This window comes from Aequorivita flava, assembly GCF_038742595.1.
GTDB classification, from domain to species: domain Bacteria; phylum Bacteroidota; class Bacteroidia; order Flavobacteriales; family Flavobacteriaceae; genus Aequorivita; species Aequorivita marisscotiae.
In genome coordinates, this window is record NZ_JBANCF010000011.1 from 43,329 (window position 1) to 68,536 (window position 25,208).

Here is a 25,208-nt window from a genome sequence, read left to right on the forward strand (position 1 = left end):
TTAAGAAACTAGATATCGTTAAAACACATAATTTTAAATAAAAATTTCAAGAAAAATGATGAAAAAGAGCTTAATTATTTTAGTATTGGTGGCATCACAATTTATGGTAGCCCAGAACTCGCCTAAAGAAATGGCCGCAACGTTTTTTGTGAATTACCAAAACGAAGGAGCTTCCATAGCAATAGATAAATTGTATTCCAGCAACAAATGGATGGAACAGGCTACAGTGGCAATTACCAATTTAAAAAATAAATTGGAGGGCTTAAACGAAAATTATGTGGGACAATATTACGGCTATGAGCTAATAGGCGAGAAAAAACTCGCGGAAAGCTATGTACTATTAAGCTATCTAGTAAAATTTGACCGGCAACCCATTCGATATACATTCCAATTCTATAAACCAGACCAAACTTGGATTCTTTACAGCTTTAAATTTGACTCAGATATAGATAAGGAAATTGAAGAAGCAGCCAAGTTAATGTATTTAGATTGATAGGTTACAGAGTAGCGCCATTACTCGCTTGGATTAAACTTTAACTACACGAAGAAAAGATAAAAACTGGGCATAACAACTGTTGGCCAGAAGTAGGTACTTACTATACAAAGCGCCATCAAACTGGACTGAAAATCAGTACCGCAGAAGTAAGATATTGTTTAATCAATATCCCGATATAAAAATTGCTTTTGACCTAGTTCAAGGACTTCGGAATATATTCAATACGGCAACATCCATAGAAACAGCCTATACAAAACTGGCTCATTGGTACAAAGATGTAGAAAACACAGGCTTTAGAGCGTTCAACACAATTGCAAATACCATAACACTCAATTATAGATCAATCTTAAACTATTTTATAAACAGAAGTACAAATGCATCAGCAGAATCATTCAATGCAAAAATAAAAGCTTTTAGAGCGCAGTTTAGAGGAGTCAAAAATGTAGAATTCTTCCTTTATAGATTAACCACAATTTTTGCATAAACACAACAATTGGTCTTGATCCATTTTTATATTCTGTACCTATTCTGTACCCACTCCATAAAAAAAGCCCCCACATTTCTGTGAAGGCTTGATTTTCCTAGTAGCGGGAACAGGACTCGAACCTGTGACCTTCGGGTTATGAGCCCGACGAGCTACCTACTGCTCTATCCCGCGATATGGGTTTTTAATATTTCAACTGTAGCTTTTAACTTTTCGGTTCATAATGCCGACAGAAATATTGGACTGCAAAGATAAGAAGCTTTTTCGACTCCACAAGCGCTCCTTCATTAAATTTTGCAAAGTATTATATAAAGTTGTTTTTGCGTTATTTTCTTTGCCTATCTTTAATTTATGAACAAACAAATAAAGAGGACTTTCTATATTGTATTTACTTTAGGTATCGTTTTTATTATCGCTACCGTCTCCATAAATATTTTCTTAAAAAATAAACTGGAATCATTTGTAAATGAGCGTTTGCCAAAAAACATGATTCGCTCCTACGATGCCATTACCGTAGAATCTTTTGGGGGCTCGCTATCAATAACCAATGCTTCACTTATAATAAAGAATAAAACAGATAGTCTAAAACACACGTTTATAAATGTTGAAAAGCTGAAAATTTCACACATTAGCTATTGGGATTATTTGTTTAAAGACGAAATACACATTGAAACTATTTCTGTTGAAAACCCAATAATGGCTTATTATAAAGATCGTGTTGTGCCAAGTACCGATACGGTTAACAAAGGAATTATTGATATCTACAAACCCATTTTTGTAAAAAATATTCGAATTGACAATAGTAAGTTTGTTATTTATGAAAAAGGTAAAGATTCTACAAAACTATACACCAAAGGACTGTCCGTAGCGGTTACGGGAATTAAAATAGACAAGAATACCGTACGGAGAAAAATCCCCATGATTTTTGACAATTACAAAGCAACCAGCGATTCCGTATTTGTAAAAGTGAGTCCTTATGAAAATTTAACCGTAAAGGATTTTGCCCTAGAAAATACAGTTGCCATTTTTAAAAATCTTAGACTGCACACGAAGTATTCAAAAACGCAACTTTCAAAAATTATAACCACAGAACGAGATCACTACGACCTTACTTTAAAAAAAGTAACCGTTGAGGGAATTAATTTCGGATTTAATAATCGCCAGTTTTTTGCACAAAGCAAAAAAGTGTCTTTAACTGCGCCTTCATTAGAAATATATCGCGATAAATTGGTAGCTGACGATTTAAAAACAAAACCACTTTACAGTAAAATGCTACGTGAGCTACCTTTTGAATTAACGGTAAATTCCTTAAGAATTGAAGATGCAAAAATTAAATATGAAGAACGCGTAAAAGCCGAAAACATGGGCGGTTCAATTACTTTTAATAATTTAAACGCCGCCATTTCCAACTTGAGCAACACCTATAAAAGTCCTGAAAAAACCACAATTAAAATTGAAGCAAACTTTATGGATAGTACGCCCATTTCGGTAGATTGGAGTTTTGACGTTAATAATAAACAAGACGCATTTTTGTTTCAAGGAACCTTAGGAACACTTGCAGCAAATAAAATGAACAACTTTACCGAACCAAATTTAAAAGTGAGACTGGAAGGAAAAACCAATAAAACCTTTTTTACCATTGATGGCAACAACAGTACTTCTACCACTAATATGAAAATTAGTTATTCTGATTTTAAGGTGAAAATTCTTCAGCAAGACGGAAGAAAAAAGAACACAGTACTCTCGGCAATTGCCAATATATTTATATCAAAAAACAGTACTGAAAATGGAGATTCATACAAGAAAGGGGTAGCCGAAGCAAAGAGAGATAAATCTAAATCGGTGTTTAATTTTCTTTGGATTAGCATAAAAGCTGCACTAACCAAAATTATGATTTAAAATTTTGAATGTGAGCTAATAAAACTACAGTTTGAAATTTCCTATATCACAAACTATTTTACGTTGTGAATAATTTTTTATAATTGCAGAGCTACGTCCTCTTCAAACTTACTGTCCGATTGGGTGCGCTGTAAATGCAGTTAATTCGGCATTTTGAAAACTAACGGCTATTTCAATTGGATTACAACAAATTTCACAATCCTCAATATAGGTTTGCTGCCGCACAGAAGTATCCAGCAACATCGAAATTTCTTCCCAGCAATGTGGGCATTGAAAAAAGTGCTCGTGCATATACTAAATGTAGCGAATTTTCAGAAATTTTATGGTTTTTATGATAAAGAATCTAGCGTTTCTTGAAGCAGTTCCCATTCTTCCATCAAATTTTTAAGCTTCTTTTTCTTTTCTTGATACTTGTCGAAAAAGTGTGGCTTAGCAATGGTTTCTTCATAATTAATTAGAAGCTCGGTGTCTATATTCGCAATCTCCTTTTCCAAAAAAGAAATGGTAGATTCCACATTGCTCAATTTATTTTTAACCGATTTCAATTTTTTCTGAATTTCGTATTCTTCGCCCGCCGTTCGTTTCACTTTGGTTTCGGCAACTACTGTACGTTTTTCGGCTTCGCGCAGGTTTTCAAGGTTCCGTTGCTCGAGGAAATAATCAATATCGCCCAAGTATTCTTTGATGTGATGATCTTTAAATTCGTAAACTTTATTGGTTAATCCCTGTAGAAAATCACGGTCGTGGGAAACCAAAAGCAACGTTCCCTCAAAGTTTTTTAAAGCATCTTTTAAAACGTTTTTAGATTTTATATCTAAATGGTTTGTGGGTTCATCCATAACCAAAACATTAAACGGCTGTAACAATAGCTTAGCCAAGGCCAAACGGTTGCGCTCGCCACCGCTTAGTACACGAACATATTTTTCAACTTCATCGCCATGAAAAAGGAACGATCCTAAAATATCGCGTACTCTGCTTCTGTTTTTTTCGTTGGCAGCGTCTATCATTGTATCCAACACCGTTTTACTGCCATCTAAATAATCGGCCTGGTTTTGGGCAAAGTATCCTATTTGCACATTATGGCCCAAAAGCACTTTACCGTCGTGTTCAATTTCGCCAACAATAATTTTCGCCAATGTAGATTTACCTTGACCGTTCTGACCAACAAAGGCTATCTTGCTCTGGCGCTCCACCAATAAATCTACGCTGTTTAAAACGTTATTGTCTCCATAACTTTTTGAAATATTTTCAGCCTCAATTACTACTTTTCCGGGAGTAATTGAAACGGGAAAACGCAGTGTCATTACACTATTGTCGTCTTCATCTACTTCAATTCTATCAATTTTATCTAGTTTTTTTATCAGCGATTGCGCCATGGTTGCCTTACTGGCCTTAGCGCGAAATTTATCTATTAACTTTTCAGTTTGTTCAATTTGTTTTTGTTGGTTTTTTTGGGATGCCAATTGTTGTTCGCGCAATTCATTCCGAAGAACTAAATACTGCGTATATGGCTTATTGAAGTCGTAGATCTTTCCAAGGGAAATTTCAATAGTTCGGTTCGTAACATTGTCTAAAAACATTTTATCGTGCGATACGATAACAACAGCCCCTGCATAGCTTTTTAAAAATTCTTCGAGCCAAAGAATAGACTCTATATCTAAGTGGTTGGTAGGTTCATCCAGCAGCAGAATATCGTTATTTTGAAGCAGCAATTTTGCCAATTCAATACGCATCCGCCAACCACCGGAAAAAGTCTCGGTACGCTTGGTAAAATCTTCTCTTTGAAAACCTAACCCCTGCAAAATACGTTCGGTTTCTCCTTGGTAATTATATCCACCGTGAATTTCGTACTGATGCTGGACATCATTTAAATCTACCATAAGTTGATGATAGCCATCACTCTCATAATCTGTTCTCTCAGCGAGTTGAATGTTTATTTCTTCAAGCTTTTTTTCAAGTTTTTTTATTTCGGTAAAGGCTTCGTAAGATTCTTCTAAAACCGAACGACCTTTTTCAAAATCTATATCCTGTTTTAAAAAGCCGATGGAAATTTCTTTATCGGTTGCAATTTGGCCGCTGTCATATTCCTGTTCTCCGGCAATAATTTTGAGCAAGGTAGATTTGCCTGCACCATTTTTACCAACCAAGCCCACGCGATCCCCCGGCTTTAACTGGAATGTAATTTTTTCGAATAAATAGTCGCCTTGAAAGGAAACCGAAAGATTGTGGATATTTATCATTTATAAATTCGGAATGATGATTTGTGTATTACCGCTGAAATATCTGCAAAGATGCTTATTTTTGCAGTGCTAAAAAAGCCTATAATGCAATTCCTCAAAGGTTCTAAACTCTATAGTATTTTTACCGGCACTTGCCCGGTGTGCCATAAAGGCGAAATGTATCTGGAAAAAAATCCGTATAAAGTTTCCAAAATCATGAAAATGCACGATACATGCAGTCATTGTGGGCAAAAATTTAAAATAGAGCCGTCGTTTTACTTTGGTGCAATGTACGTTAGTTACGGCGTGGGATGTGCCTTGGCAATTGCAGCCTTTATTATAACCTATTTTATTATTGGGTTGGACAGAAATTATACGTTCGGTGTCATTATTCTCTTGTTAGTAATACTCTATCCTCCAATTGTAAGGGTTTCAAGAAATATCTGGATTAATTTTTTTGTAGATTATAACGAAGAAAAAGCAAAATAATAGGCTATTGAACTTACAAGAGTCTTTTAATGTCCATTTCCTTAGGAAGGGGTTGTTCCTTTTCCAGCACATTAATAAGTATTTCCGAAAGCAGAGGTGCCATCAAAAAACCTCGCGAGCCCAAGCCATTAAAAAACACAAGGTTTGGATGATTGTTTAAACTTCCTAAAATAGGTCTATGATCTTTGGTGGTAGGCCGAACCCCCGCGGTTTGCCCGATTACTTTAAACGGACAGTTTATAAAGATTTTTAATTTTGACAGAATTTCTGCCTTTGCCGTTTCTGTGGGATGGTCTGTATAGTCATCTCGGTTAAATGTTGCACCCACCTTATATATATCCTTTCCGTGGGGAATTACGTAAAATGCGCCCTTCAACAACGTATCTAACTTTAGTTCCGGCGCCTGAATTAATAGGTATTCGCCTTTATTGCCCACAATTGTTTGTTTCGGAAAAAATGGATTATTAATTGCGCTGGCACCTTCCGCAAAAATTATTTTCTTAGCTGAAATGTTCTTATAGCAAACCCCATTTTCCTGCTGCTCCAATAATTGATATTGAAAATTTTCAGATAGCAATATATTTTCAGCCTGCAAATAATCACGGTAATGCGAAAGTAATATTTCGGTTTTTATTATTGCGGTTCCCAATACTTCACCAAAACCAAAAGCAGCATTAATAGATGGGTTGGTATTTTTTAAAAAATTTGAAGAAAGAAATTGCCGTAATTCAATTTTGTCGCTTGCTACGGACCAATTATTTTGTTCCTCAATACTTTTAAAAATTCTAAATATTGGTGTTTTGGTAAAAAATTCAACATTTAATTCTTTTGAGAGGTCGGTATAAAAATCAATAGCCGCAGGATAAAAAGCTGTAGCATTCCAAGCTGCGGTAAAGCGCTTAAGCACCGTTGGATTAAAAACGCCCCCAGATTTTGCGGTTGCCCCTTTACTCCCTCCGTCAATAGTTACAAAACTTTTGTTTTGCTTTTTAAGCTGCTCACACAAACAAATGCCACCTATTCCAAGACCAACAACAATATAATCAACCTTTTTCATTTGTACGATTCTATTTTTTGCGAAATGACATTCTTTGGTTTAATAATTTACAATTGGCAATAAAAAAACCCTTCACATTCCAAAATGGAACTTGAAGGGCTTTATTTCAATTTTTAGATTTATTGAATTATTAATAATTCCACAAATCAATTTCTATATTACGTATTTGTTCCTTTATTCTATCAGACTCAAGCAATTGCATAAGTGCATTGTCGCTAATGTAATCATCAACACCTCTATCGCCATATACATTATCTTCTTTGTAAATCACGGCATTAAAGCGTCTTGAATTTAGTAGATGATCGTATGAAATTGGCTGCGAAGTATTTTTTCGGTTAAAGGCTTTTGCTTCGTGTAAAACCTCCCGAGCTCCCGGAAACCATACCCAAAAAAGTTCCACTTTAGCATCAACTCCATCTTCTGGAAAAGCTTTAGAACGCGCTTCGTTTGCCACAGGACAAAGACCGAGCAAACGGTATTTTAATTCGCCTTGGCGCTTGTCTAAGTACCAATAGCCTCTAATATGCCAAGCTTCAATATCGCCAGCGTTTAGTGCAAAGCGACGTACATATTGTGGATCTACTACACCCTCGGCATTGTATTGCTCAATACCTAAATCTGTAGTATCGCTATAAACCAAAGAAGCTTCAATATCTTTTAAAGTTCTTTTTTCGGTAAAATATGAATCGGCATAAACGCCATCAATCTTTCCGTTTTTAATGTTTTTCACTAAAACATCATAAAGCGAACGTCTATCTGCGCCAATATTGTTTGTATCTATAGGGTAGTACAAAGGAAAATTAACTCTTTCGTCTAGATCAATAATTTCCCACGTGGTTTTAGACCATAACACATCACGCTCGTCCGTGTACCCATACGGTAACGGTTTATCATTATCATAAGCAATTTGCGATTCGGTCTTTTTGCCTATATCCTCTGGGGTTTTGGCATTAAGAATATTTACTTGCGCAGAGGCGCTAGCTGCCATTCCTAAACCCAAAACACATAAAACAACATTTTTCAAATTCATACCTATAGGGGTTTTATTCTAAAATTAGTTTGTCAATTCGATAATTACTGGCGAAGTTTTCTTAAGTATAACGCCACTTCCTGATACTTTCGCATTTATATCGAAAATTTGTACGGTTTCGCCTCTTCCCGCTCTTCTTAGAGCGCCTTTTGCAGCTGCATCTAATTTGGTTCCGTTTACACGTACTGTTGGTTGCCCAGAAACTTTGAAACTAAAGCCGGAAACATTTAAGTTTACATCAAAATCGAAATCTGGCAATACTGCCGATACCGATGAAATTTCAAGACCGCCGCGTTCCATACGCACAATTCCGGTTTCGCCACGAATGGCACCCACTGGCGCAGGAATATCCTTTATACGGAATTCAGATTTAGAGCCAACTGGCTTGCCGTCTGGCAATGTTCCGTTTGCCGAAATAGTAACCGTTCTACCAGAACCAGGACGCATAACATATTTACTACCCGATACTCTAGATAAGCCAGGTGCAGAGGCATTTACTTTATTGTCCGGAATACCTGGAATAGAAACCGTCATTGGATTATCTACTCCGCGATATACTACATTCATTTTATCTGCAGCAATTACTGCAGAGTTAGGCATTGAAATTGTAGCGAAAGATCTATCTACCGCTACTTCTGTTTCTTCACCACCTTCACCGTAGTATAAGGTTCCTTCTATTTTATGATCACCTGGAGAACCTGCACTAACGCTTAGCTTTACCTTACCTCCTTCGAAGGTATAATCTTTGCCTTCTTCAAGTTTTCTTCCGTCTAAGGTTAATTCGGCTCTCTTTGGCTTAGTGCTTTCATCTGTACGTCCTAAAACAATAGCTCCATCAAAAGTTTCGCCTGCATAATAGGCAGATTTTGAAGTTTCCATTAATGTAGAGTAGTTGCTAAAAGACAATGCTGCAGCTTGTTGTCCTGCCAACATTCTTTGTAAAACTTCACTTTTAGTTGTTTTAACGTCAGCTTGTATCTGAGTAAGCTTAGTAATTGAAGCTACCAATGGGAAGCCTTCGTAGTTATAATTTAACCATTTTACTTTTTTACCATTGCGATTGGTTTCTTCCGCGGTTGAAAAGTTAGCTTCAATAGATTTTTTTATTTCCTCAATACCAGCAACCTTTTCCAAGGCAGGATCTGATAGAATTTTAATCATTTCGGTACGGTAGGCATCCATTTGATCAATAAATTCTTGTCCGCCTTTTTTGTATTTATCTCCTGTAAAAAACAGATTGTTAAAATAATCTGGTTTATCCATCACTTCGTAATCTGATGGATCTTTTACTTTTTCCATTGAAGCCGATTTAAGACTAGCAATGTAGATATCCAGCTCATCTGATATTTGTGAGATTTCCTTAGCTTTTGCTTCAACTGCGGCATATTGACCTGGTTCGTCAGCTGCTTTTACAGCCAGACCTTCCATAAATTGTTGGTTACGCTGCGATGTTGATACATTCGCCTCGGATATTTTTTCGTTTAAAAGTCCAAAAGCCGATAATACTTCTTTAGACATGTTAAGTGCTAGCATTGCAATGAAAACCAGATACATCAGGTTAATCATTCGTTGCCTTGGGGATAGTTTTCCTCCTGCCATTTTTATTCTTTTTTAAAGATTAATAATTAAGGTGAAACCCTATCTTAGTTTTTACTACCCATTGCAGAAAGCATACCTCCGTAAACGCCGTTCAATGAAGAAAGGTTGGTAGCTAAGTGCTGCATTTGTTGTTTTAATTGTTCTGCATTTTCAGCAACTTCTTTGTTTGCTTCAGCTTGACGGCTTGTTGACTCTATCTGAACTTTATACAAGCTATTTAATGAATCCATTTGTGCAGCTGCAAGCGCCATTTCTTCGCTGTACTTTTTAGTTGAATTCATTGCTTCAGCAGTTGGAGCCATTCCTTTGGCGGCACCTTCAAAAGAACGGATACTTGTAGTAAGGCTGTTCATTAATTCTGAATCAATACGCGCATCTTTAAGCATATCGTCCAATTTTTTAGACAAAAGCCCTTGCGCATCTTCGGTTTCCTTTGCAACAGCTTTTCTATTTGCACTAGCACCACCAGCCAATTCAGGATAAACCAAAGACCAATCCAAATCGTCATCTACAGGCTCAAATGCAGAGATTGCGAAAATAATTGCTTCAGTAATAAGTCCGATTGCCAATAGAAGACCTCCGTCTAGATTAAAAACCCCAAGGTTTACTTCCCAGTGAAGAATTTTAAAAAGCGCTCCTAAAATAACAACGGATGCTCCAAGGCCATAGGCCATATTAAATAGTTTTTTAGATGATTTTGATTGTGCCATAATGCTTAATTTTTAATTGAGAGTTTTTAGTTAAGGTTGATTGAGTTTAGTAAATATGGGGTATTAGCGCGCGTCGCCAAAGTTTTGATTTAAAACTACGTCTGTTCCCATGTAATCTTGAACAGTTCTGAAGCCTATATAACTTCTTGCCGAGTCTGCATATTCGTAATCACGGGTACTTACTTGAAGAAAGTAAGCTACATCTTTCCAAGAACCACCACGCACCACTTTACGCATATTATCATCGTCATTTACATTCGGGTTCATAGTTGAACTGAAATCGTAGGAAGCGGGGTCGTAAGAAGAAGCCACCCATTCTGCCACGTTTCCGGACATATTATAGAGGTTAAAATCGTTTGGTTCGTAACTTTTAGCCTCTACGGTGTACAAGGCTTGGTCTGCAGCATAATCTCCGCGTAATGGCTTAAAGTTTGCCATAAAACAACCGCGGTCGTTTTTTGCATAAGGACCACCCCAAGGATAGGTTGCAGATTCAAGACCGCCACGAGCGGCATATTCCCACTCTGCTTCTCCAGGGAGGCGGAATGAATTTACGAAATTCTTGTTTTTAGATTTTTGATACGCGTTTTTATATAATGTTCTCCAAGCGGTAAATGCCTTCGCTTGTTTCCAGCTTACCCCAACAACTGGATAATCGCCATAAGCTTGATGCCAAAAATAATCGTTGTGCATTGGCTCATTATACGAGTAGTTGAAATCTCTAATCCAAACGGTTGTATCTGGATAAATGTTTATTTCTTCCTTTTTAATAAAATCTTTTCTTCGTTTGCTTTTGTCTCTTGCGGCAGCCTGAATATCCATGTAAGTATATTGGAATTTCAGCTTGCTAACATCTATAGTACGCTGTCCGTTGTACGATTCTTCAATTGGAATATACATGGTATCCATCACTTCTGAATAGTATTCGTCTGGATATTCCGAAGTATCCCAAATAATATCTATTTTATCATTCAGTTTTCTACCGGCGTAGTAATCTTCACCCATCCCAAAATAATTATCGTACATATATTGTTGGTACGGCGTCATTTCTTCGTTTTCCTGATCAACGAATGCAAATTCACCAATTCCGCCATCGCCAGGAGTTGCCCCAACCATGTCTGCCTGAATTGCAAGTCGTAATCGTACGGTAGAATCTCTTACCCAATTTACAAATTGACGGTATTCCGAATTTGTAATTTCGGTTTCATCCATATAGAATGAGCGAACGGTAACCGTTTTTGTTGGGGCATCATTTACCGCAACAAAATCGTCATCACTTTTACCCATAATGAAGGATCCACCAGGTATAAGAGTCATTCCATAAGGTTTTTGAGGATACCATTTTTTACCTTTTACTCCAACCAATTCGCCTCGGTCTCCAGAGTTACAACTGAATAAAAAGGCAACGATCGCAGTTAATGCAATAAACTTCTTCATAGGTATTTTGGTTAAATTTTGAGATTCAAGGGCGTAAACGTATCTATAAAAATCCAAAAAAACAATTTTTTTTTTTGAAAATTCATTGATACCTACCTTTACTTGTTTACTTAAGTTATACTTCATTCTTGTAGCGGGCTTTCAACCACCTTTCAGGAATTTCCTGATTACATGCACCCAAATATTCGCCATAAGTGCAAGGTAATAACGTACGCCTTTTTAATTTATTATTAACATTTGAAAGAAAAGGCAAAACAATCCACCATCTTTCTGTTTTATTACTTTTTTTAAATTCTAAAACTTGGTCTTCAATGGGTACTTTATAGGTGGTAAAAAGACTTTCGTTGTCAAAATCATCATCGGCAACCCTAAAATTATAGCCTTCAATAAAATACCAAAGTATTTGCGCCACAAGCATTGCACCGCTCTTACTTTCAATAGAATTACTTAATTCATAAACGCCAAAAGATTTAACTTTATTGCTTATACCGGCATATCGCGAAATTGCACAAATTTCGCGGCCGTCAAAACCATTTGGGCTATCATTATTTTTATAACTTAATTCTGAACTTTTTATTGCTGTAACATCTAGAGTTACCAAATCTGCATCGCGCATAATAGGCTCTACCGTAGTTAAATCAGCAGTGATTTCGCCCAAGCGGTAAGCATCAAAAAAAAGTTTGTCCATTAATGCAATTTCCTGCGGCGCATTAAAAAACGATTGGTAACCGAGAGCACTATAATTAAAAAGATTATACGGCTGGTCTACTACCATTTTTCCTACATACGATTTGTTCGAAATTGGCAATTCAGCATTTCCGAGGTCAAATCTATTATCTATATTAACCACATTTACCATCGGCCCCAAATTGTCGTAGCTGCGATACTGTGCATAGGCCAAATCTTGGCTTCCACCGAGCACCAATGGCACAATATGTTTTTTTAACAGGGCAGCAATAACTTCCTTTGCTGCAAAACGCGTGTCTTCTACTGTGTTGCCCTTTTCAATATCGCCGAGATCTATTATTTTGTAATTCCAATTGCCAGGATAAAGCGAATACAATGCTTTCCGGTACCGATCAAAACAGAGGTCTTCGCCAATATAATCTACATCGCCACGATTTTCCTTAATTCCAACAATGGCAAACTTTACACCTTTTAAATTGGGCAGCTCCTCCTTTTCGGCATGGGGGTCAATTTGTTTTCCTAAGGTTCCCAAAGGTAGAATTTCGCGATGTGCCAACACCTTTTTTGAAACTGGAGATAAAAATGCTATCATTATTTTTTCTTAGCTGTAGCTTTTTTCTTAGTGGTGGTTTTCTTTTTTGCGGCGGTTTTCTTCTTAGCTGCAGTTTTCTTTTTTGGACTTTTCTTCTCCAACAAAGCTTTTGCTTCTTCTAAAGATATTTTGTCGGCCTCGGTGCCTTTTGGCAATTCCACCTTAGTTTTTCCTTTTATAATATTAAATCTGCCCCATCGCGCTTTTTCAATACGTATTTTTTCTTCCGGCCATTCGTTGATTAACTTATCAATTTCCTTTTGTTTTTTGTCTTCAATAAGTTGTACAATATCTTGATCGGAGAGATTATCAAAATCGTATTTTTTGTTTACGTTAATAAACATGTTGTTCCATTTTATAAACGGACCAAAACGCCCCACCCCTTTTTGAACGGGCAAATCTTCATACATATATATAGGTGCGTCGGCTTTCTTTTTTTCTTCAATTAATTTCTTTGCGAAAGCCATATCCACATCTAGTGGATCCATCCCCTTTGGAAGTGAAATAAAGGTTTTACCAAAACGAACATAAGGTCCAAATCGTCCATTGTTAACCTCAACTTCTTCATTATCGTAAATGCCAAGCGTTTTTGGAAGTTTAAACAGATCCATCACTTCTTCAAAGGTTACCATATGCAATTGCTGATCTGGACGTAAGCTGGCAAACTTTTTCTCCTCATCGTCTGGCGCGCCAATTTGTGCCATGGGCCCGTATTTACCTAAGCGCACTAGAACGGTTCGGCCCGTTTCTGGATCCTCGCCAAGAATACGCTCGCCACTTTCCCGGTCTGCATTTTCCTCCACATGTTCCACTTGCGGGTGAAATTTGTCGTAAAAATCCTTCATCATTTTCGTCCACTCCTCCTTTCCTTCGGCAATGTCGTCAAAATCTTGCTCTACTTTGGCAGTGAAATTATAATCGAGAATATTTTCAAAATGCTCTACCAAAAAGTCGTTTACAATCATCCCAATGTCGGTGGGAACCAATTTTCCTTTATCCGATCCAACGGTCTCGGTCAACGTTTTGTCTTTTACATTTTCCTTTTGAAGGGTAAGCTGCAAATATTTTCGCTCCACACCTTCCACGGTCCCCTTCTCTACATAATTTCTACTTATAATTGTTGAAATAGTAGGTGCATAAGTAGAAGGTCGGCCAATGCCAAGTTCTTCCAATTGTTTTACCAATGAGGCTTCCGTGAATCTGTACGGAGGACGTGTAAATCGTTCTGTAGCGGTAATATAGTTGTTTTGGAGCGAATCGCCATTTTTCATATTTGGCAACATTCCCTCTTGCTCCTCCTCCTCAAAATCGGTTCCTTCCAAATACACTTTTAAAAACCCATCAAATTTTATCATTTCACCATTTGCGGTAAAATTCTCAGAAACTTTTTCTTTGGAAATTACATCAATCTTCACATTGGTACGCTCCAATTGCGCATCGCTCATTTGCGAAGCAAGGGTTCGTTTCCAAATTAAATCGTACAAGCGGGCTTGGTCGTGATCGCCCGTAATAGTGTGCTGGGTCATATCTGTAGGGCGAATGGCCTCGTGAGCTTCTTGCGCGCCCTTGCTTTTCCCTTTGTAATCGCGGGGCTTGCTATATTCTTTCCCGTATGATTTTTCAATTTCCTTTTGAGCCGCATTTTTAGCGTCCTTACTTAGGTTAACGCTATCGGTACGCATATAGGTTATAAGTCCTGCTTCGTAAAGCCGTTGCGCAATGGTCATTGTTTTTCCTACCGAAAAATATAATTTTCGCGCGGCTTCCTGTTGTAAGGTTGAAGTGGTAAACGGTGCCGCCGGACTTTTGCTTGCTGGTTTTTTTGTTAAATCTGAAATTTTATAATCGGCGCCCAAATTCTTCCGAAGAAACTCGCGGGCTTCTTCTTCTGTTTCAAAATTCTTTGGAAGTTTAGCCTTAAACTTACTGCCATCTAGCGTAGTAAACTCCGCATCAATCCTATAAGACCCTACCGGTGAAAAAGCCTCAATTTCGCGCTCGCGCTCCACAATTAATCGCACGGCAACAGATTGCACACGACCTGCAGAAAGACCTCCTTTTACCTTTTTCCAAAGTACGGGCGAAAGTTGGTATCCTACCAAACGGTCCAAAACCCGTCGTGCTTGCTGTGCGTTTACCAAATTATAATCTATTTGACGCGGATTTTCGATAGCCCTTAAAATAGCCGACTTTGTAATTTCGTGAAAAACAATCCGTTTTGTTTTGGCATCATCCAACTTTAACTCCTCTGCCAAATGCCACGCAATTGCCTCACCCTCGCGATCCTCATCACTTGCTAGCCAAACCATATCGGCTTTTTTGGAAAGTGCCTTTAATTCTGCGACCAACTTTTTCTTATCGCTGCTCACTATATATTTAGGTGTGAAATCTCCTTCTACATCTACCCCCAATTCCTTGGACGGAAGGTCTGCAATGTGCCCAAAACTCGAAGAAACTTTAAAATCTTTCCCAAGAAATTTTTCAATGGTTTTTGCTTTTGCAGGGGACTCAACTATCACTAAATTCTTTGCCATATCCTTTATTATTGTGAGTGCAAAAGTATATGAATTTTTTAATACCAAAGGTTTCGGGTGTGAAATTTGAAAACTACCGCCCCGATATTCAATTCAAAAACGCCAATTTTTCTATATTTTTAATAGCACATTCGTGTAATTTTTAAAATTAAAATAATTTTTATTAAAAGCAATCTGCCACTTTGTCACCGCTCGCAATTAATTGTATCTTTGCAAATTCAAGAACTAAGATTTCAAATTTTAGAAGGTAGATTGATTTTTATGAAAAAAGTAATAGACGAAAGCACGCAAGGCAACACGCTAACACTTGAGGCGCGCACAGATAATTCTCAAAAATTATATATTGAAAGCTACGGCTGCGCCATGAATTTTAGTGACAGCGAAATAGTGGCTTCCATACTTTCAGACCAAGGTTACAACACAACAAATATACTTGAGGAAGCCGATTTGGTTTTGGTGAATACGTGCTCCATTCGCGATAAAGCTGAACAAACCATTCGCAAACGTTTAGAAAAATACAACGCTGTAAAGAGAAGGACCAATCCAAAAATGAAAGTTGGCGTTCTGGGTTGTATGGCTGAGCGTTTAAAGGAAAAATTTCTTGAGGAAGAAAAAATAGTAGATTTAGTTGTTGGCCCAGATGCTTACAAAGATATCCCTAATTTGCTGAAAGAAGTGGAGGAAGGTCGCGACGCCGTAAACGTAATTCTTTCAAAAGAAGAAACGTATGGCGATATTTCGCCCGTGCGTTTAGGCGGAAACGGAATTACCGCCTTTGTTAGCATTACCCGCGGTTGCGATAATATGTGCACCTTTTGCGTAGTGCCTTTTACAAGAGGCCGCGAACGCAGTAGAGACCCACAGAGCATTCTGGAAGAGGTGAGAGATTTGGATGAAAAAGGCTATAAAGAAATTACGCTGCTAGGCCAAAATGTAGATAGCTACCTTTGGTATGGTGGCGGACTGAAAAAAGATTTCAAAAATGCTTCGGAAATGCAACAAGCAACTGCGACTGATTTTGCACAATTGCTCGATATGGTTGCGACGGCACATCCAAAAATGCGCATTCGGTTTTCAACCAGCAATCCGCAGGATATGCACGAAGAAGTTTTGCACGTTGTTGCAAAACACAAAAATATCTGCAACCATATTCACCTTCCGGTTCAAAGTGGAAGCACCCGAATTCTAAAAGAAATGAACCGTCAGCATACGCGGGAAGAATATATAAAATTGATAGACAGGATTTGGGAAATTATTCCCGGCTGCGCCATTTCGCAGGATATGATTATTGGTTTTCCAACAGAAACTGAGGAAGATCACGAAGACACAAAAAGCCTTATGGAATATGTAAAATACAGTTTTGGTTATATGTATAAATATTCTGAGCGACCTGGAACAGCTGCTGCCCGCAAACTGGAAGACGATGTGCCGGAAGACACAAAGAGCCGAAGATTGACAGAGATTGTAGATCTTCAACAAAGTCATAGCGCTATTCGCACGGCTTCTTTTTTAGGCAAAACAGTAACCGTTTTAATTGAAAAAGAATCGAAGAAAAACAAAGACGAATGGAGCGGAAGAACCGAGCATAATAATGTTGCGGTTTTTCCGAAGAAAAATTATAAAGCGGGAGATTTTGTAAACGTAAAAATAACCGATTGTACTACGGCAACGCTTATTGGCGAAGCAGTTGGATACTCATAAAACCAATATATATGAAACGCATTCTATTTCTTTTTACAGCAAGTTTATTGTTTTTGGCGTGCTCCAATGACGATAATAACGGTTCAGAAAACCCACAAGAACTAAAAATCAAAAAATTTTCAAAGGTCTCGGTGGATCTCAACGGAAATCCAACAGGAAACAGCACTGTATATTTTTTTGATGAAAACGGCAGATTATCACAAAAAAAAGAGGATGAAGCAAATTCAGATTACACCCGAATTATTAATTATAACTACAATCAACTTGGACGATTAACGGAAAGTGTGATGATTTTTGAAGGAGTTAACGGAAATAGATCCCTTGAGTACACCTATGATTCAGAAAATAAATTAGACTTTATATCCGAATCTTTTGATGGGGGAACTCCCGATATATATTTTCAATTGACACATCAGCCCAATAAAATTTCAATAGAACACAGATCCCCTGGTTTTTATACCACATTAAATTATAACAGTAATATACTTACCTCTATACACAACGAAATTGACATGGGCGGATTTTCAACTGAAAGTTTATACTATGATGCGGTAAATAATATAATGAAAAGACCTAGTATAAGTAACACCGGAATTTACGGCGAACCCGATATTTTATCGGAATACACCTACCAATACGATACTAAAATAAATCCGCTCCATACATCCTTTAATGAAAATCATTTGGATTTATTAGGGCAATATTGGTTCAACTTAAATTATTGGAAACCATTTTTATCACCTAATAATTTTACGGGCGAGGTTTACACAAATTCACAATTCCCAGAGGATAATTATACGCTTTTAAAAATATTTCAATATAACACAGATGGCTACCCAACCAGTGCGGTTGTTAAAAAAGACGGAACTCTAATTGAAGAATTAACCTACGAATATTATTAATCTTAATATCAAAAGTTATGAAACGTATTTTATTTTTATTTGCAACAACATTGTTGTTTTTAGCTTGCTCTAATAACGATGACAACACACCTGAAGAAATTCAGGAATTTAAAATCAAGAAGTTTAGTCAAAATTTCTTTTTTGATCAAAGTACAGACAATTACACCTTAGAAAGACTGTTTGATGAATCTGGACAAACTACGCACGAAAGCACGATTCATTCAGATATGACTTTGTATTGGTTATACAACTACAATAATTCTGGACAAATTAGCGAGAAAAGCTTTATTTACGGGGATGATGTTTTAGGCAGACAAGATGTTTTTGCGTATGATCAAGACAACAACATTGACAAAATCACTTTTCTGAGTGGCACCGGCGATGTTGTGGGAATTCGTGATTATTCTATGGAACCAACAAAACTTACATTTCAGCAATCTTCTATGTATGGCGAAATTTATTACAATGCCGAGGGAAAGATTGTAAAAAACTACGTTAGTACAGATACGGGAATAGCTACCCAAATTATTGAATATAGCGGCGATAACATTCAATCTATCAATGAAACTCTAAATAATGGATTTGAAAAAACTTATGTTTTTGAATATGATGAAGGCATAAACCCACTCTACGAATGTGTTGAAAATAATTATTTTAACGCCACCATTGGCGATCATCTTAGTTTGTTCAACAGACATAATTATTTTTCAAAAAACAATTACACACGTGTTACTGTAAATAGCTCAGTGCCAGATTCAAACTATGTAAAGACCAAAACCACAATTTATAATTCTGAGGGTTATCCTACAAGTGCAGAAATTAAGAAGAACGATGTAATTATTAAAGAGTTAACCTACGAGTATTATTAAAACTAAAATTATGAGATCCCCGCGGTTGCGGGGATAACAATATGGAAAGCATACAAGCAACAAAACAACGATTTGGAATAATAGGCAACGATCCAAAATTAAACCGTGCCGTAGAAAAAGCAATTCAGGTTGCGCCAACAGATATTTCGGTATTGGTTACAGGCGAAAGCGGTGTGGGGAAAGAAAGTATTCCAAAAATAATACATTCGCTTTCCCACAGAAAACACGGTAAATATATTGCCGTTAACTGCGGTGCCATTCCAGAAGGAACCATTGACAGCGAACTTTTCGGTCACGAAAAAGGTGCTTTTACCGGCGCAACCGCTACCCGTAGCGGGTATTTTGAAGTAGCCGATGGGGGTACAATTTTTTTAGATGAAGTTGGCGAATTACCATTGCCAACGCAAGTACGACTACTTCGGGTTTTGGAAAATGGCGAGTTTATGAAAGTTGGTTCTTCCGCAGTGCAAAAAACCGATGTTCGCATCGTGGCCGCCACAAATGTAAAAATGGTGGAAGCTATTGAAAAAGGAAAGTTTCGCGAAGATCTTTATTACAGATTGAGTACCGTAGAAATTAATTTGCCACCTTTACGGGAACGGCAAGAAGACATACATTTGCTCTTCCGAAAATTTGCGGCAGATTTTGCACAGAAATATAAAATGCCAACCATTCGCTTAGACGAACGCGCTACGGCATTACTGCTGCAATATAGATGGAGCGGTAACATACGCCAGTTGCGAAATGTGGCCGAACAAATTTCAGTTTTAGAGCAAAATCGCGAAATTAATTACAATACTTTAAAGCATTATTTGCCAGACATGGGCAGTAATTTGCCGGCAGTTATAAATGCGAAAAAGGCTGAAAGCGATTTCAGCAGCGAACGCGAAATACTTTACAAAGTGCTTTTTGATATGAAACGAGATGTAAATGATCTTAAAAAGCTTACTTTAGAATTAATGAAAACTGGCAATACGGCAAAGGTTAAAGAAGAGCAATCGTCGCTCATTAATAAAATTTATGCCGAAGACAATGATGCCGAAGAGGAACTGGCTTCAATAATTGAAGAGGAAAACAACAATTCACAAAACGACGTAGAAGTTTTTAGCATTCCGGAACACGCATCGGAACAACGAAATGACAAGTACGAATACGCCGAAGATATTGAAGAAGAAGAAAATCTATCGCTTCAGCAAAAAGAATTGGAACTCATTAAAAAATCGCTCGAAAAGTACAACGGAAAACGAAAAGATGCCGCAGACGAGTTGGGTATTAGCGAACGAACGTTATACCGAAAGATTAAACAGTACGATCTATAGCGCCCAGCAATAGCAAAAAATAAATTAATATAAATGCCAAAAATATTTTCAGCTTTAGTAGTAATCTTGCTTACTGTTACGTTACAAGCTTGTGGACCGTATTCGTTTACCGGTGCCGATATTAATTACAGCACCACAAAAACCGTTCAGGTTAATTATTTTCAGAATAACGCTCCCATTGTCGAACCCGGAATTGCACGCGATTTTACGCAAAAACTGCAGGACTTGCTTTTAAACCAAACCAGTTTAGATTTGGTAAACAGCAACGGCGATCTGGTTTACGAAGGAGAAATCACCCAATTTTATATAGCGCCAATTACCGCCACTTCTACCAGCACCGCAGCGCAAAACAGATTAACAATTGCCGTAAACGTACGCTTTTACAATACAAAAGAACCATTAAAAGATTTTGAGCAACCCTTTAGCTTTTATTATGATTACGACGGCCAGACACAATTAACTGGCTCAAAACTAGACGCCGCGGTAGATATTATCTTTGAACGTTTAACGCAAGACATTTTTAATAAATCGCTTGCAAATTGGTAACTATTTAACTGTTCAAATAAAAAGTACGTCTTAAAAACATAAAAGACCCTGATATAATTTGAAAATTGAAAATTACACATATCTCCTAGCCAATCCACAGAAAGTTACTTCTGAGGATTTAAATGCTTTGAGTGTACTGATAAAAAAATACCCATATTTTCAAAGTGCACGGGCTTTACAGCTAAAAGGTTTAAAAAATCAAGATAGCTTTCTATACAACGATGCTTTAAAACTTACTGCCGCCCACACAACCGATCGCGATATTTTGTTTGAATATATTACTTCGGAAAAATTTATTCAAAATGAAATTTCGCAAACCATTTTGCAGCACGATCCTTCGGTAGCCGAAATAAAAGTTGAAGCCGAAAATGTTTCAGAACAAATTAGTCTCGAAATAGACAAACAACTAAAGGCCGAAATGCAAAAGGCCGAAGATATTTTAAACCCCGAACTTTTTCAAAGAAAAGTAACTTCTGTTTCAAAATTAGTTGAAAAGAAAGACGAACAAAACAGCGAAAATGCCGAAGAAACTTTGCATACTAATAAACCATTAGCGTTTACAAAAAACGACACACATTCGTTTGCCGAATGGTTAAAACTTACAAAGGCAAAACCCATTAATCGTGCTGAAAATGATTCCGAAAAGGAAAAAACGTTTACTTCTGAAAACATCACCGATCAAGATGAACGCGAAAGAAAATTTGAATTAATAGATAAATTTATTCAAGAAAAACCTAAAATTATTCCTTCAGAAATAGAAAAAAAGGCACCAAAACAGGAAAATGTTACCTTAGAAAACACCCAACCACAACCTTCTGATTCACTGATGACGGAGACTTTGGCGAAAGTTTATTTGCAACAAAAAAATTATAAAAAAGCAATTCAAGCATATAAAATATTAATTTTGAAAAATCCCGAAAAAAGTGGTTTCTTTGCAGACCAAATTCGGGCAATAGAAAAATTGATTAATACAGAACAATCATGAGTACGTTTACAATATTTTTAGTTTTAATAATGATAGTGGCCTTTTTATTGGTCGTAGTTATAATGGTACAAAACCCAAAAGGCGGAGGACTTTCCTCATCATTTGGCGGTGGCGGTGGTGCACAAATTGGTGGTGTACAAAATACTAGTGATTTTCTAGATAAAAGTACTTGGACCCTCGCTGCTATTATGCTTGCACTTATTTTGGGATCTAACGTTTTTATTATGGGCGGCAATAGTTTACAATCAAAAACTTTTGATGAAAATGCAATCCAAAATACAATTCCAGCAGTACCTACAACTACAGATACGCCAACGGAAAATCCAGAAGGGGCTAACTAATAGTTCTTTAAAATATATGTAAAAATGCCAGCTCAATAAAGCTGGCATTTTTTATTTCTTAATAATAGCTATTTTTAGAATTGAATAGTTTAGCTATTCAATAACCACTTCATCAAGACCTCCATAATCATCCCCCGTTCTATATTCACCTCGTATCCAAAATTTATCTAAATTAGATAGCACCGATTTAATCTGCGCTTCCGTAGCTTCACTTTTATCCTTATAATTTCCATAAAACCAATTTGTATCCGTGCCAATTTTCACCCTATATTGTGTCCAAGTAGTATCTGGAGAATCTTCAACCAAATAAAAAATTTGATTTTCCCCGCTGGCAAGGATAATGTCTGGAGAATCAAATTGTTTGTTCTTTTCTGGTTTTTGATATAGACTGTAATTAAGGGTGCGTCCGTAGTAACTTTCTTTATTTCCTAAAAACTTTTTTGGCGCTGAAAAATACCAAACACCACCTGCTGCATCGTCCTTGGCTTGTATATAACCATCTACAGCCCCACCCTGTGATGTGTAAGTGGGTTGAACCATATCGCCTTGGGCATCACCCATAATAGTCCAATCTTCGGCATTTTCTTTAAAATGCGAAGAAACCATTTCATTTTTGCAACCCCATAGTAAAATCATTACAGTTAGTGCCATTATATAAAATTGAATATGTGTTCTCATAAATTTACTTTAATTTGATTTCGCTATCAAAGTTATAAAATTAAATTACATTCAATTTATTGCTGAAGTATGGAAATAACTATTGCATTAAACTAATTGTATTACTCTAAATGTGTTACTATTATATAAAGCTATAAATAGCACTTTACAAAGTAAAATCTCCTTCCTTTTATAATAGAGATGGTAGCAATATTGAAAGATAAACCTATTAATTTTTCGGCTATTTATTCCGGACTTCTGACAAGCTGACATTTTTGTTTTGTAAACTGTCAGTTTATGGGCAGTGGCACAATTTCTGCCAATTAGCAAACAAAACATTTAAACATAAGTTTAACGAGATTCCCGTCTTCACGGGAATTATAAAATTAAAATTTTAATATGGCATTAAAAATTCAACCATTAGCAGATCGCGTATTGGTTCAGCCTCAAGAGGCAGAAACAAAAACAGCTTCGGGATTGTACATTCCAGATTCGGCAAAAGAAAAACCACAACAAGGTAAAGTAGTAGCCGTGGGAAAAGGAAAAGAAAACCACAAAATGACCGTAAAAGTTGGTGATACTGTTCTTTATGGAAAATATTCCGGAAGCGAATTGAAATTTGACGGTACAGACTACCTAATTATGCGCGAGGACGACATTCTGGCAATAATTTAACAATTATTGCAAAATCCAAATCCCAAAGAAATAAATCCCAATACGAAACTTTTTTTAAAATTGATTTCTGAATTTTATTTGGAATTTGGTGCTTGTAATTTGGAATTTCTTTAAAAGCAAAAATTTAAAATTTATAAATATTAATAACGAGATTTCCGCTTTCGCGGAAATAATAAAATTCAAAAGTTTATGGCAAAAGATATAAAATTTGATGTAGAAGCCCGCGACAGTATTAAGCGTGGTGTTGATGCATTGGCAAACGCAGTAAAAGTAACCTTGGGCCCAAAGGGTCGTAACGTAATTATTAGCAAATCTTTCGGTGCGCCACAAGTAACCAAAGATGGTGTAACCGTTGCAAAAGAAATTGAATTGGAAGATGCGCTGGAAAATATGGGCGCACAAATGGTGAAGGAAGTAGCTTCAAAAACCAACGATCTTGCTGGTGACGGAACAACAACTGCAACCGTTCTTGCTCAGGCAATTGTAAAAGAAGGTTTAAAAAATGTTGCTGCTGGCGCAAATCCGATGGATTTGAAACGCGGTATCGATAAAGCCGTTGAAGCCATTGTTGCAAATCTTGAAAAGCAAACTACGAAAGTTGGCAATTCTTCTGAAATGATAAAGCAAGTAGCTTCAATTTCAGCAAACAACGACGATGTAATTGGCGATTTAATTGCTAAAGCATTCGGAAAAGTTGGAAAAGAAGGCGTTATCACTGTTGAAGAAGCAAAAGGAACCGAAACTTACGTTGATGTTGTGGAAGGTATGCAGTTTGATCGCGGCTACCTTTCTCCGTATTTCGTAACCGACACAGAAAAAATGCAAACTGAATTGGAAAATCCAATGATTTTGCTTTACGATAAGAAAATTTCATCAATGAAAGATTTACTCCCTGTTCTTGAGCCAGTGGCGCAACAAGGAAAATCTCTTTTAATAATTGCTGAAGACGTAGATGGCGAAGCCTTGGCTACTTTAGTAGTAAACAAACTTCGCGGTTCGTTAAAAATTGCAGCTGTTAAAGCACCAGGTTTTGGCGATAGAAGAAAAGCAATGCTTGAAGATATCGCAATTTTAACAGGTGGTACAGTTATTTCGGAGGAGCGCGGTTTCACTTTGGAAAACACTACTATCGAAATGTTGGGCTCTGCGGAAACCGTAACAATTGATAAAGACAATACTACAATTGTAAATGGTGCCGGTGACAAAAAAGATATTAAAGGCCGTGTAAATCAAATAAAATCGCAAATAGAATCTACAACGAGCGATTACGACAAAGAAAAATTACAGGAGCGCTTGGCTAAATTGGCTGGCGGTGTAGCGGTTCTTTATGTAGGTGCTGCTTCCGAAGTAGAAATGAAGGAGAAAAAAGATCGTGTGGACGATGCGCTTCACGCAACCCGAGCAGCTGTTGAGGAAGGCATTGTAGCCGGTGGTGGTGTAGCTTTAGTTCGCGCAATTGAAGTGCTTAAAAAGCTTACTACTGAAACCTTGGACGAAGCAACAGGTATAAATATTGTTAGTAAAGCAATTGAATCTCCACTCCGCACAATTGTTGAAAATGCTGGTGGTGAAGGCTCCGTTGTAATAAACAAGGTTTTGGAAGGCAAGAAAAACTTTGGTTACGATGCTAAAAGCGAATCGTATGTAGATATGCTAAAAGCAGGAATTATAGATCCTAAAAAAGTAACCCGTATAGCACTTGAAAATGCTGCCTCGGTTGCAGGGATGATTCTTACTACCGAATGTGCTCTGGTTGATATTAAAGAAGAGAATGCAGGCGGTGGCGGAATGCCTCCAATGGGTGGCGGAATGCCCGGTATGATGTAGGATATCGTTGAGACAAGGCATGCCTTGTCTCAACCCAGAATAAGGCATGCCTTGTCTCAACCCAGAATAAGGCATGCCTTGTCTCAACCCAGAATAAGGCATGCCTTGTCTCAACCCAGAATAAGGCATGCCTTGTCTGTACTCAGTACTTAA

Annotated in this window: 23 protein-coding genes and 1 tRNA gene; 13 read left to right on the forward strand and 11 right to left on the reverse strand. The window is 37.2% G+C overall.

The genetic code is table 11. The annotated features are described in order from the left end of the window. Window positions 1–55 precede the first annotated feature (55 nt). Window positions 56–493: a hypothetical protein gene (locus VZD24_RS12320; RefSeq protein WP_342687792.1), complete on the forward strand. Its 438-nt coding sequence runs from the start codon at window positions 56–58 to the stop codon at window positions 491–493. An 82-nt stretch (window positions 494–575) separates the two neighbouring features. After that, window positions 576–980: a transposase gene (locus VZD24_RS12325; RefSeq protein ID WP_279450012.1), complete on the forward strand. Its 405-nt coding sequence runs from the start codon at window positions 576–578 to the stop codon at window positions 978–980. Between the two features lie 101 nt (window positions 981–1,081). Here the strand turns inward: VZD24_RS12325 and VZD24_RS12330 are convergent. Then, a tRNA-Met gene (locus VZD24_RS12330) sits at window positions 1,082–1,154 on the reverse strand. 177 nt (window positions 1,155–1,331) lie between these two features. Between VZD24_RS12330 and VZD24_RS12335 the strand changes: the two genes are divergently transcribed. Next, a complete protein-coding gene (locus VZD24_RS12335; RefSeq protein ID WP_342687793.1) occupies window positions 1,332–2,879 on the forward strand; it encodes an AsmA family protein in 1,548 nt (515 codons plus the stop codon). Between the two features lie 108 nt (window positions 2,880–2,987). On the opposite strand, the gene VZD24_RS12340 is transcribed toward VZD24_RS12335, so the two are convergent. Next, on the reverse strand, window positions 2,988–3,170 hold the full coding sequence (locus tag VZD24_RS12340; protein WP_279450010.1) for a CPXCG motif-containing cysteine-rich protein: 183 nt from the start codon (window positions 3,168–3,170) through the stop codon (window positions 2,988–2,990). A 38-nt stretch (window positions 3,171–3,208) separates the two neighbouring features. Continuing rightward, a complete protein-coding gene (locus VZD24_RS12345) occupies window positions 3,209–5,119 on the reverse strand; it encodes an ABC-F family ATP-binding cassette domain-containing protein (RefSeq protein WP_342687795.1) in 1,911 nt (636 codons plus the stop codon). 84 nt (window positions 5,120–5,203) lie between these two features. On the opposite strand from VZD24_RS12345, the gene VZD24_RS12350 reads away from it, so the two are divergent. After that, complete coding sequence (locus tag VZD24_RS12350) at window positions 5,204–5,587, forward strand: DUF983 domain-containing protein (protein ID WP_279450008.1); 384 nt, start codon at window positions 5,204–5,206, stop codon at window positions 5,585–5,587. Window positions 5,588–5,600: 13 nt separating this feature from the next. On the opposite strand, the gene VZD24_RS12355 is transcribed toward VZD24_RS12350, so the two are convergent. The 7 genes from VZD24_RS12355 to topA form a co-directional block, all read right to left on the reverse strand. Then, window positions 5,601–6,644: an NAD(P)/FAD-dependent oxidoreductase gene (locus VZD24_RS12355; protein WP_342687797.1), complete on the reverse strand. Its 1,044-nt coding sequence runs from the start codon at window positions 6,642–6,644 to the stop codon at window positions 5,601–5,603. A 130-nt stretch (window positions 6,645–6,774) separates the two neighbouring features. Continuing rightward, window positions 6,775–7,674, reverse strand: a complete 900-nt coding sequence (gene porN / locus VZD24_RS12360) for a type IX secretion system ring subunit PorN/GldN (RefSeq protein ID WP_279450006.1) — start codon at window positions 7,672–7,674, stop codon at window positions 6,775–6,777. A gap of 24 nt (window positions 7,675–7,698) precedes the next feature. Next, window positions 7,699–9,273: a type IX secretion system motor protein PorM/GldM gene (gene porM, locus VZD24_RS12365; RefSeq protein ID WP_342687798.1), complete on the reverse strand. Its 1,575-nt coding sequence runs from the start codon at window positions 9,271–9,273 to the stop codon at window positions 7,699–7,701. Window positions 9,274–9,317: 44 nt separating this feature from the next. Then, window positions 9,318–9,983, reverse strand: a complete 666-nt coding sequence (gene porL, locus VZD24_RS12370; protein ID WP_279450004.1) for a type IX secretion system motor protein PorL/GldL — start codon at window positions 9,981–9,983, stop codon at window positions 9,318–9,320. A 63-nt stretch (window positions 9,984–10,046) separates the two neighbouring features. Further along, entirely contained in the window at window positions 10,047–11,420 is a 1,374-nt protein-coding gene (gene porK / locus VZD24_RS12375; RefSeq protein WP_279450003.1) for a T9SS ring complex lipoprotein PorK/GldK, read from the reverse strand. Window positions 11,421–11,535: 115 nt separating this feature from the next. Beyond that, entirely contained in the window at window positions 11,536–12,699 is a 1,164-nt protein-coding gene (locus tag VZD24_RS12380) for a formimidoylglutamase (RefSeq protein WP_279450002.1), read from the reverse strand. Next, complete coding sequence (gene topA / locus VZD24_RS12385; RefSeq protein ID WP_279450001.1) at window positions 12,699–15,233, reverse strand: type I DNA topoisomerase; 2,535 nt, start codon at window positions 15,231–15,233, stop codon at window positions 12,699–12,701. Before topA ends, VZD24_RS12380 begins: the two co-directional genes overlap by 1 nt. Window positions 15,234–15,494: 261 nt before the next feature. Here topA and miaB point away from each other — a divergent pair, with 261 nt between their 5' ends. Genes miaB through secG form a run of 7 tightly spaced genes read left to right on the forward strand, consistent with a single transcriptional unit; the run spans window position 15,495 to window position 21,896 of the window. After that, complete coding sequence (miaB, locus tag VZD24_RS12390) at window positions 15,495–16,934, forward strand: tRNA (N6-isopentenyl adenosine(37)-C2)-methylthiotransferase MiaB (protein ID WP_342687799.1); 1,440 nt, start codon at window positions 15,495–15,497, stop codon at window positions 16,932–16,934. 11 nt (window positions 16,935–16,945) lie between these two features. Then, window positions 16,946–17,836 carry a hypothetical protein gene (locus tag VZD24_RS12395; protein WP_279449999.1) on the forward strand — a complete coding sequence of 297 codons (891 nt, stop codon included), beginning with the start codon at window positions 16,946–16,948 and terminating at the stop codon, window positions 17,834–17,836. A gap of 17 nt (window positions 17,837–17,853) precedes the next feature. Continuing rightward, on the forward strand, window positions 17,854–18,705 hold the full coding sequence (locus VZD24_RS12400) for a hypothetical protein (protein ID WP_279449998.1): 852 nt from the start codon (window positions 17,854–17,856) through the stop codon (window positions 18,703–18,705). Between the two features lie 41 nt (window positions 18,706–18,746). Continuing rightward, on the forward strand, window positions 18,747–20,024 hold the full coding sequence (locus VZD24_RS12405; RefSeq protein ID WP_279449997.1) for a sigma-54 interaction domain-containing protein: 1,278 nt from the start codon (window positions 18,747–18,749) through the stop codon (window positions 20,022–20,024). A 33-nt stretch (window positions 20,025–20,057) separates the two neighbouring features. Next, window positions 20,058–20,570 carry an LptE family protein gene (locus VZD24_RS12410; RefSeq protein ID WP_342687800.1) on the forward strand — a complete coding sequence of 171 codons (513 nt, stop codon included), beginning with the start codon at window positions 20,058–20,060 and terminating at the stop codon, window positions 20,568–20,570. Window positions 20,571–20,628: 58 nt separating this feature from the next. After that, window positions 20,629–21,555 carry a DUF8458 domain-containing protein gene (locus tag VZD24_RS12415; RefSeq protein WP_279449995.1) on the forward strand — a complete coding sequence of 309 codons (927 nt, stop codon included), beginning with the start codon at window positions 20,629–20,631 and terminating at the stop codon, window positions 21,553–21,555. After that, a complete protein-coding gene (secG, locus tag VZD24_RS12420; protein WP_342687802.1) occupies window positions 21,552–21,896 on the forward strand; it encodes a preprotein translocase subunit SecG in 345 nt (114 codons plus the stop codon). The genes VZD24_RS12415 and secG overlap by 4 nt, the downstream gene beginning before the upstream one ends. A 93-nt stretch (window positions 21,897–21,989) precedes the next feature. Here the strand turns inward: secG and VZD24_RS12425 are convergent, their stop codons facing one another. Next, on the reverse strand, window positions 21,990–22,574 hold the full coding sequence (locus VZD24_RS12425; protein WP_279449993.1) for a laminin B domain-containing protein: 585 nt from the start codon (window positions 22,572–22,574) through the stop codon (window positions 21,990–21,992). 378 nt (window positions 22,575–22,952) lie between these two features. On the opposite strand from VZD24_RS12425, the gene VZD24_RS12430 reads away from it, so the two are divergent. Together VZD24_RS12430 and groL are read left to right on the forward strand one after the other, a co-directional pair. After that, window positions 22,953–23,228 carry a co-chaperone GroES gene (locus VZD24_RS12430; protein WP_279449992.1) on the forward strand — a complete coding sequence of 92 codons (276 nt, stop codon included), beginning with the start codon at window positions 22,953–22,955 and terminating at the stop codon, window positions 23,226–23,228. 189 nt (window positions 23,229–23,417) lie between these two features. Further along, window positions 23,418–25,055: a chaperonin GroEL gene (gene groL / locus VZD24_RS12435; RefSeq protein WP_279449991.1), complete on the forward strand. Its 1,638-nt coding sequence runs from the start codon at window positions 23,418–23,420 to the stop codon at window positions 25,053–25,055. Window positions 25,056–25,208: the final 153 nt, after the last annotated feature.

What these genes read in the sequence shown, in the direction of transcription:
- VZD24_RS12425 (WP_279449993.1), bottom strand. Translation starts at nt 22,574, where the DNA reads ATGAGAACACATATTCAATTTTATATAATGGCACTAACTGTAATGATT.
- porL (WP_279450004.1), bottom strand. Translation starts at nt 9,983, where the DNA reads ATGGCACAATCAAAATCATCTAAAAAACTATTTAATATGGCCTATGGC.
- VZD24_RS12320 (WP_342687792.1), top strand. Translation starts at nt 56, where the DNA reads ATGATGAAAAAGAGCTTAATTATTTTAGTATTGGTGGCATCACAATTT.
- topA (WP_279450001.1), bottom strand. Translation starts at nt 15,233, where the DNA reads ATGGCAAAGAATTTAGTGATAGTTGAGTCCCCTGCAAAAGCAAAAACC.
- VZD24_RS12335 (WP_342687793.1), top strand. Translation starts at nt 1,332, where the DNA reads ATGAACAAACAAATAAAGAGGACTTTCTATATTGTATTTACTTTAGGT.
- groL (WP_279449991.1), top strand. Translation starts at nt 23,418, where the DNA reads ATGGCAAAAGATATAAAATTTGATGTAGAAGCCCGCGACAGTATTAAG.
- VZD24_RS12410 (WP_342687800.1), top strand. Translation starts at nt 20,058, where the DNA reads ATGCCAAAAATATTTTCAGCTTTAGTAGTAATCTTGCTTACTGTTACG.
- VZD24_RS12395 (WP_279449999.1), top strand. Translation starts at nt 16,946, where the DNA reads ATGAAACGCATTCTATTTCTTTTTACAGCAAGTTTATTGTTTTTGGCG.
- VZD24_RS12355 (WP_342687797.1), bottom strand. Translation starts at nt 6,644, where the DNA reads ATGAAAAAGGTTGATTATATTGTTGTTGGTCTTGGAATAGGTGGCATT.
- VZD24_RS12380 (WP_279450002.1), bottom strand. Translation starts at nt 12,699, where the DNA reads ATGATAGCATTTTTATCTCCAGTTTCAAAAAAGGTGTTGGCACATCGC.
- VZD24_RS12430 (WP_279449992.1), top strand. Translation starts at nt 22,953, where the DNA reads ATGGCATTAAAAATTCAACCATTAGCAGATCGCGTATTGGTTCAGCCT.
- VZD24_RS12350 (WP_279450008.1), top strand. Translation starts at nt 5,204, where the DNA reads ATGCAATTCCTCAAAGGTTCTAAACTCTATAGTATTTTTACCGGCACT.
- secG (WP_342687802.1), top strand. Translation starts at nt 21,552, where the DNA reads ATGAGTACGTTTACAATATTTTTAGTTTTAATAATGATAGTGGCCTTT.
- miaB (WP_342687799.1), top strand. Translation starts at nt 15,495, where the DNA reads ATGAAAAAAGTAATAGACGAAAGCACGCAAGGCAACACGCTAACACTT.
- porK (WP_279450003.1), bottom strand. Translation starts at nt 11,420, where the DNA reads ATGAAGAAGTTTATTGCATTAACTGCGATCGTTGCCTTTTTATTCAGT.
- VZD24_RS12405 (WP_279449997.1), top strand. Translation starts at nt 18,747, where the DNA reads ATGGAAAGCATACAAGCAACAAAACAACGATTTGGAATAATAGGCAAC.
- VZD24_RS12345 (WP_342687795.1), bottom strand. Translation starts at nt 5,119, where the DNA reads ATGATAAATATCCACAATCTTTCGGTTTCCTTTCAAGGCGACTATTTA.
- VZD24_RS12400 (WP_279449998.1), top strand. Translation starts at nt 17,854, where the DNA reads ATGAAACGTATTTTATTTTTATTTGCAACAACATTGTTGTTTTTAGCT.
- VZD24_RS12340 (WP_279450010.1), bottom strand. Translation starts at nt 3,170, where the DNA reads ATGCACGAGCACTTTTTTCAATGCCCACATTGCTGGGAAGAAATTTCG.
- porN (WP_279450006.1), bottom strand. Translation starts at nt 7,674, where the DNA reads ATGAATTTGAAAAATGTTGTTTTATGTGTTTTGGGTTTAGGAATGGCA.
- porM (WP_342687798.1), bottom strand. Translation starts at nt 9,273, where the DNA reads ATGGCAGGAGGAAAACTATCCCCAAGGCAACGAATGATTAACCTGATG.